8 protein-coding genes are annotated in these 5754 nt (G+C 69.8%); 2 read left to right on the top strand and 6 right to left on the bottom strand.

Features of this window, described 5'->3' with window-relative positions; all coding sequences use genetic code 11:
* Positions 1-830 (top strand): exodeoxyribonuclease VII large subunit (locus tag IP69_RS17015; RefSeq protein WP_282568245.1); only part of this gene is annotated, 830 nt, incomplete at its 5' end.
* 13 nt (positions 831-843) lie between these two features.
* On the opposite strand, the gene IP69_RS17020 is transcribed toward IP69_RS17015, so the two are convergent.
* A complete protein-coding gene (locus IP69_RS17020) occupies positions 844-1686 on the bottom strand; it encodes a dienelactone hydrolase family protein (RefSeq protein WP_156323512.1) in 843 nt (280 codons plus the stop codon).
* A gap of 92 nt (positions 1687-1778) precedes the next feature.
* Between IP69_RS17020 and IP69_RS17025 the strand changes: the two genes are divergently transcribed.
* Positions 1779-2000, top strand: a complete 222-nt coding sequence (locus IP69_RS17025) for a DUF2093 domain-containing protein (RefSeq protein WP_054144035.1) — start codon at positions 1779-1781, stop codon at positions 1998-2000.
* On the opposite strand, the gene lpxK is transcribed toward IP69_RS17025, so the two are convergent.
* From lpxK to IP69_RS17050, 5 genes are all read right to left on the bottom strand, one after another.
* Positions 1971-2996, bottom strand: a complete 1026-nt coding sequence (gene lpxK / locus IP69_RS17030) for a tetraacyldisaccharide 4'-kinase (protein WP_054144036.1) — start codon at positions 2994-2996, stop codon at positions 1971-1973. The genes IP69_RS17025 and lpxK overlap by 30 nt on opposite strands.
* Positions 2996-4297: a 3-deoxy-D-manno-octulosonic acid transferase gene (locus tag IP69_RS17035; protein WP_054144037.1), complete on the bottom strand. Its 1302-nt coding sequence runs from the start codon at positions 4295-4297 to the stop codon at positions 2996-2998. The genes lpxK and IP69_RS17035 overlap by 1 nt, the downstream gene beginning before the upstream one ends.
* Positions 4297-5037, bottom strand: coding sequence for a lysophospholipid acyltransferase family protein (locus IP69_RS17040; protein ID WP_054144038.1), 741 nt, complete (start codon positions 5035-5037; stop codon positions 4297-4299). Before IP69_RS17040 ends, IP69_RS17035 begins: the two co-directional genes overlap by 1 nt.
* 18 nt (positions 5038-5055) lie before the next feature.
* A complete protein-coding gene (locus IP69_RS17045) occupies positions 5056-5292 on the bottom strand; it encodes a DUF4170 domain-containing protein (protein ID WP_054144039.1) in 237 nt (78 codons plus the stop codon).
* A 129-nt stretch (positions 5293-5421) separates the two neighbouring features.
* Positions 5422-5754, bottom strand: a 333-nt coding sequence (locus IP69_RS17050) for an inositol monophosphatase family protein (RefSeq protein WP_282568246.1), incomplete at its 5' end; no start/stop codon positions are given.

Genomic DNA, 5754 nt, shown 5'->3' on the forward strand with positions numbered 1-5754 from the left:
CCCTGATCGACCATGCCGCCGATCTGCGCGCACCCACCCCGACCGGCGCAGCCGAGAAGGTCGTGCCGGTCCGGGCCGAGCTGATGGCCACGCTGGCCGATCTCGCGCGCCGCCAGGCGGGTGCAATGCGCCGTCTGTCCGATCGCCGCCGCAGCGATCTGCGTGCGCTCGCCCGCGCCCTGCCGGGGCCGGAAGCGGTGCTGTCGGGCCCGCGCCAGCGGCTCGATCTCGCGGCTGCGCGGCTGGCGCCGGCGCTGGCGCGCAATGCCCGCGTCCATGAGCAGCAGCTGGGAGTGGTGGCGCAGCGTCTCGCCCGGCAGTCGCCCCTGGCGCGGCTCGCGGGCTTTACGGCCCGTCTCGAGGGCCTGTCGAAGCGCCTGCTGGCGGGGCGGGACGCTCTTCTGCGGGCCCAGCGCGAGAGGGTCGGGCGTGCCCAGGAACGCGTCGCCGATCTCGATCTTCGCGCGGCACGCGCGCTCGCGCGCAGTCTCGTCCAGCGTGCTGAGCGCCTGCCCGCGACCGAGGCCCGGCTGGCGCGCGCCTTCACCCAGCTCGTTGCGCATCGTCGCGAGCGTTTGCGGTCGTCGGCGTCGCTCCTGGCCTCGCTCGGGCCCGATTCGGTGCTCGCGCGCGGTTATGCGCTCATCCGCGACGAGGCCGGCGGGCTCGTGCGCGAGAGCGGGCAGGTGCGGGCGGGGCAGGGGCTGAGCGTGCAGGTCAGCGACGGGCGTTTCGGCGTCGTGGTCGCCGGGTCGGGCGAGGTGCCGGCAAGGCCGGTGCGACCAGCAAGGCGGGAAAACCCCAAGCCCGGTCAGGGCGATCTGTTCTAGAAAGCGGCCAGCTTCAGGGCCCCTTGAGAAAGGCCTTCACCCGCGCGATGGCATCGTCGCGGGCGGCGGGGTTGGTCCCCACCGTCGCCTTGCCGGTGCCCGTGGCGGAATAGGCGATGTCGCTGCGCTCCTTCACCTCCCGGCGCGGGTGGTCGAAATCGTGCAGCGCACCGGGATAGACAACGAGGTCGATCGCCTCGCCACGGTCCTGCGCCGCCTTGGCGAGGTAGCTGCAGGGCGCCGCCGGCGTCCAGTCGTCCAGGTCGCCCATCAGGATCATCAGGGGCAGTCGCGCCTCGAAGCTGCTCGATTCCAATTGCGTGCGACAGCCCGGATAGAATGCGATGCCGCGGGCGAAATCGGGCCCCTTGTCGGCCGGGCGGCGGTCTTTCCGGATGGCGGCCAGGATGGTCGAGCCGCCGCCCGACCAGCCCAGCAGGGCGATCCGGTCCGGCCTGATGTCAGTCCGCGCTTGCAGCCATGTGCGTGCCGCGGCGGCGTCGGCGACGCGCTCCCGGCTCGCACGGACGGTCAGTTCCTTGACACCGCATTGCGAGCCGAGTTTCCGCGAGCCGTAACTGTCGGGCATCAGCACCGCAAAACCCTCCGCCGCGAGGCGCTCGCCCCAATCGGAATGCCGCAGCGAAAGCTTGCCGTTGTCGCGCCACAAGCCGCCGCAGCCATGCAGCGCGACGACGGCGGGAAACGGCCCCGGTCCCTGCGGACGATAGAGCACGGCGTCGAGATCGCCATCATAGCTGGGCATGCGCACGCGCTCGAACCCGCCGGCCGAAACGGCATGTGTCGTCAGCGCGAGTCCGATCAGGACGAGCGCGAGGCGTGCGGGGCTGGACATCACGAGGCTGGACATCGTCGGAGGGAGCACTATCTGTCAGGCTCGATTATCTCGATAATGCGACCTTCGATCAACGTATTAGATGTATCGTCATGAATATCAGCGAACGCCCCCCGATCCCCGGCCCCGAAGCCGCGCTCGATTACGGCCATGGCGAATTCCGGGTGGTGCGCCCGGGGGCTTTCGTGCGCTGCGCGGTGACCGGCGCGCCGATCCGGATCGAGGATCTGCGCTACTGGTCGGTCGATTGGCAGGAGGCGTATGTTTCGCCTGAGGCCGTGCAGCTAAGGCTGCGCCGCGCCGGCCGGGCTTGAGCGGGCCGACAAGGCGGCGGAGATCATCGTTTCGATCTGGCGGATGTCGGTGAAGGCCAGCGTGACCGGCACCGGCAGCAAGCGGTGCCGTTCGTCGTGAGGCCAAAGCGGTCGCAGCTTGACCATGTCTTTTTCCGTCGTGGCGATCAGGCAATCATACAACGCGGCTTCCTCGACGAGAGCGGCGATATCGCCCGGCGAATAGGCGTGGTGGTCGCCAAAGGCGCGTTCCGCCACGATCCGGGCTCCAGCCTCCCGCAGCGTCGCGGCGAATTTCTCCGGCCGTCCGATGCCGGAAACCGCCATGACCGCCTGTCCCTCGAGACGGGAGGCGGTCTCCGGCGCCAGCTCCAGCCTTCCGCGCAGGACCGCGACGCCCTGCGCTGTTGCGGCGGCTGCGACAGCGTCTCCCTGGCGGCCCTCGCCGATGACGAGCACGGCGTGGACCTCCATCAACTGAGCGTCGAGGGGCGCCCGCAACGGCCCTGCCGGAAGGCAATGTCCGTTGCCGACACCCGATGCGCCATCGACGACGGCCAGCCGAAGGGTCTTGGCGAGAGCCGGATTCTGCAGCCCGTCATCCATCACGATCACGCTGGCGCCGAGCGCCCGGGCCAGCGCCGCCCCGGCAGCCCGCTCGCGCGCCACCACGGTGCGGGCGTGGCGAGACATCAGCAGCGGCTCGTCGCCGACCGCATGCGCGGCGTGATGGGAGGCGTGCACTTCGACGGGCCCGCGCAGCGAGCCGCCATAGCCGCGCATCAGCACGAAAGGCGTCTCGCCGCGCCGGGTCAAAAGATCCGCCAGCGCGATCGCGGTCGGGGTCTTGCCGGCGCCGCCCGCGACGAAATTGCCGACGCAGATGACCGGTATTCCGGGATTGCTCCCGGGGCGGCGCATTCGCCGCAGGGTGATCGCTCCATAAATCCATCCCAGCGGCGCCAGCAGCCGGGCAAGCGCGCCCGCCGGCTGCCACCAGAACGGTGGCGCGCGCATCAGGAGGTGCCGTCGCGCTGGCCGAGCGCGATCCGCATCAGCAGCGGCTCAAGCGCCTGCAGCGTCCGGTTCAATGCGCCGCCGAGCTCGGTGCTGGTTTGCGCCGCAGCGCGCGCGGCCTGCCGGGCGCTGGCTGGGTCGCTGAGCCAGCGATGCACGGCGCCTGCGAGCCCCTGCGCATCGGCGACCTCGCGCGCCCCGCCATCCTTGTCGAAGGCGGCGAAGATCTCGGCATTGTTGTGAACGAAGGGGCCGTGCAGCAGCGCGCAGCCGAGCTTGGCCGGCTCGATCGGGTTATGCCCGCCGATCATCGGCACGAGTGAGCCGCCGAGATAGGCCACCTGGGACAGCCGGTAGAACAGGCCGAGCTCGTTGACGGTGTCGGCGATGTAGAGCTCGACATCGCGCTCCGGCATCTGCCCGGAGGCCCGCCTTGCCACAGCGATGCCATTGGCCAGCGCGAGCGCCTCGATCTCGTCGCCGCGCTGCGGATGGCGCGGGGCGATGATCGTCAGCAGCTTGGGCAGATAGGGCTTGATCCCGAGATGGGCGCCGATGACCAGCTCTTCCTCGCCGGGATGCGTGCTGGCTGCCACCCAGACCGGGCGCCCGGTGGTCAACCCGTCGAGGACAGCGAGCGTGTCGGCATCGGCGGGTGGGGCGGGCACGTCGAATTTGAGGTTGCCGGCGACGCTGACGCGCGGCGCGCCAAGCTGCGCCAGGCGCTCGGCATCGCCCTGCGATTGGGCAAGGCAGGATTCAAAGCAGGTCAGCAGATAGCGTGAGGTCTGCGGCGCCTTGTACCAGCGCGCAAAGGAGCGCTCCGACATGCGGGCATTGACCAGCACCAGTGGCACCTCGCGCCGGCGCGCCTCGATCAGCAAATTGGGCCAGATCTCCGATTCGCAGATCAGGCACAGCTCGGGGCGCCAATAGTCGAGAAAGCGTCGCATGTAGCGGGGCACGTCGAGCGGCAGATATTGATGGATCACACCGGCCGGCAGCCGCGCCGCCAGCAGTCTCGCCGAGGTCACGGTGCCGGAGGTCACCAGCACCGCCAGCCCGCGCTTCTGCAGCCGCGCGACCAGCGGCAGCAGCGTCACGGTTTCGCCGACGCTGGCGCCATGCAGCCAGACCAGCGAGCGGTTGGGCCGCCGGACGCCAGGATAGCCGCGCCGCTCGGCCAGCCGCGTCGGATCCTCCTTGCCGCGCCGCCGCCGCCAGAGCAGAAGCCCCGCCGCCAGAGGTTCCAGAAGCGCCGTCAGCGAACGATAGCCGATGAGGATGGGGCCCTTGCCCATCACGAGATCGCAGCCGTCGGAGCGAGCTGACGGTCCCGCAGACCGGCGCCCGGATCTTGCGCGCCGACCAGCGCATAGGCGCGGGCATGCACTGCGTCGAGCCCGGCCTGCAGGGCCAGGCGCGCCGCCTCGCAGGTCGCCTCGTCGGCCTCGCGCGCGACATGGATCGCCTCGCCGACGACGATTGCCCCGCGGCCGAAGGGCAGGCCGATCGAGGCCCGGTCCCAGCTGTTGAAATCAAGCCGCCGACTCGTCACCACCGCGATCGGATGGACCGGCCGGCCCGAGGCGCGGGCGAGCTGGATAATGCCGGGGCCTGCGATGCGGGCGCGCTTGGGGATGTCGGCGGTCAGCACCATGGTCTCGCCGCCCTTGAGGCGCCGGACCATGGCCAGGAAGGCGCTGGCGCCACCCTTTTCGCGGATCTTCTTGCCGAGCGCGCCCGAGCCGCGGATCGCGCCGATGCCGAGTTCGCGCAGCGCCACCGCATTGAAGCCGCCATCGCCATGGCGCGAGACCAGCGAGCAGGCCGGCATCCAATGCGGCCGCGAGAATGGAATCATGATGTGCTGGCCGTGCCACATCGCGATGATCAGCGGCAGCTCGGGGCGGACGCGCTCATAAACATCGGCCGGCTCGACGACGAAGCGGTTCGTGCGCCGCACCAGGCGCAGATAGCCCGCCAGCATCCGGCCGAGCGCTTCCTGCGCGATGCGAGTCTTGAGGATCGAAAAGCCCATGAAAACGAAAATCGAGGCCTAGGCTGTCTCGGGATCGAGCAGGCGGTGCAGATGCACGATGAAATAGCGGGTCTGGGCCTGGTCGACGGTGGCCTGGGCCTTCGCCTTCCACGCGGTGTGGGCGCTGGCATAATTCGGGAATACGCCGACCACGTCGAGCTTGGCGAGATCCTTGAACGTCACGCCCTCGAGCGAACTCAACTCGCCGCCGAAGACGAGGTGAAGCAGCTGTTTCTGTTCCGGCTCGGCAACCATCGATCCCTCCAGCACGAATAAGCCCGGTCCGAAGACCGCGCGGCACCAGTTACGCCATCCGCGCGCCACGCGCGAGTGCCCAGCGGCGGCAAGCTGCACGCGATACGCGCCTTAAATATGATCTGGGCCTCAGGTTCGTTGCGGCTGTCCATCGCGCAGGCGCTGCATCACCGCCAGCAACGGCCCCGACAGGCCGCCGCCGCTGGCGACGAGCATGCCATGCACCGGCGTCGGGCGGTTGTAGACCACCGCTTCGCCGGCCCCGCCGCTCATCTGGCCACCGGCTTCGCGCAGGATCAGATCGGCTGCCGCCAGGTCCCAGTCGCGGGCATCCGCTGAGATCAGCCCGGCATCGATCGATCCGTCCGCGATTCGCGTCAGCCGCAGCGCCAGCGAGGGAATTTTCTCCACCGGTTCGAAGGGTTCGATCCGGGCGAGCGCATCCAGCATCGGCTTTGGGCC

The sequence above is a fragment of the Allobosea sp. AAP35 genome, from assembly GCF_001295925.1.
Taxonomy (GTDB): Bacteria; Pseudomonadota; Alphaproteobacteria; order Rhizobiales; family Beijerinckiaceae; genus Allobosea.

Coding starts and splice junctions, on each gene's coding strand:
- IP69_RS17020 (WP_156323512.1), bottom strand. CDS start 1,686: ATGTCCAGCCCCGCACGCCTCGCGCTCGTCCTGATCGGACTCGCGCTG.
- IP69_RS17025 (WP_054144035.1), top strand. CDS start 1,779: ATGAATATCAGCGAACGCCCCCCGATCCCCGGCCCCGAAGCCGCGCTC.
- lpxK (WP_054144036.1), bottom strand. CDS start 2,996: ATGCGCGCGCCACCGTTCTGGTGGCAGCCGGCGGGCGCGCTTGCCCGG.
- IP69_RS17035 (WP_054144037.1), bottom strand. CDS start 4,297: ATGGGCAAGGGCCCCATCCTCATCGGCTATCGTTCGCTGACGGCGCTT.
- IP69_RS17040 (WP_054144038.1), bottom strand. CDS start 5,037: ATGGGCTTTTCGATCCTCAAGACTCGCATCGCGCAGGAAGCGCTCGGC.
- IP69_RS17045 (WP_054144039.1), bottom strand. CDS start 5,292: ATGGTTGCCGAGCCGGAACAGAAACAGCTGCTTCACCTCGTCTTCGGC.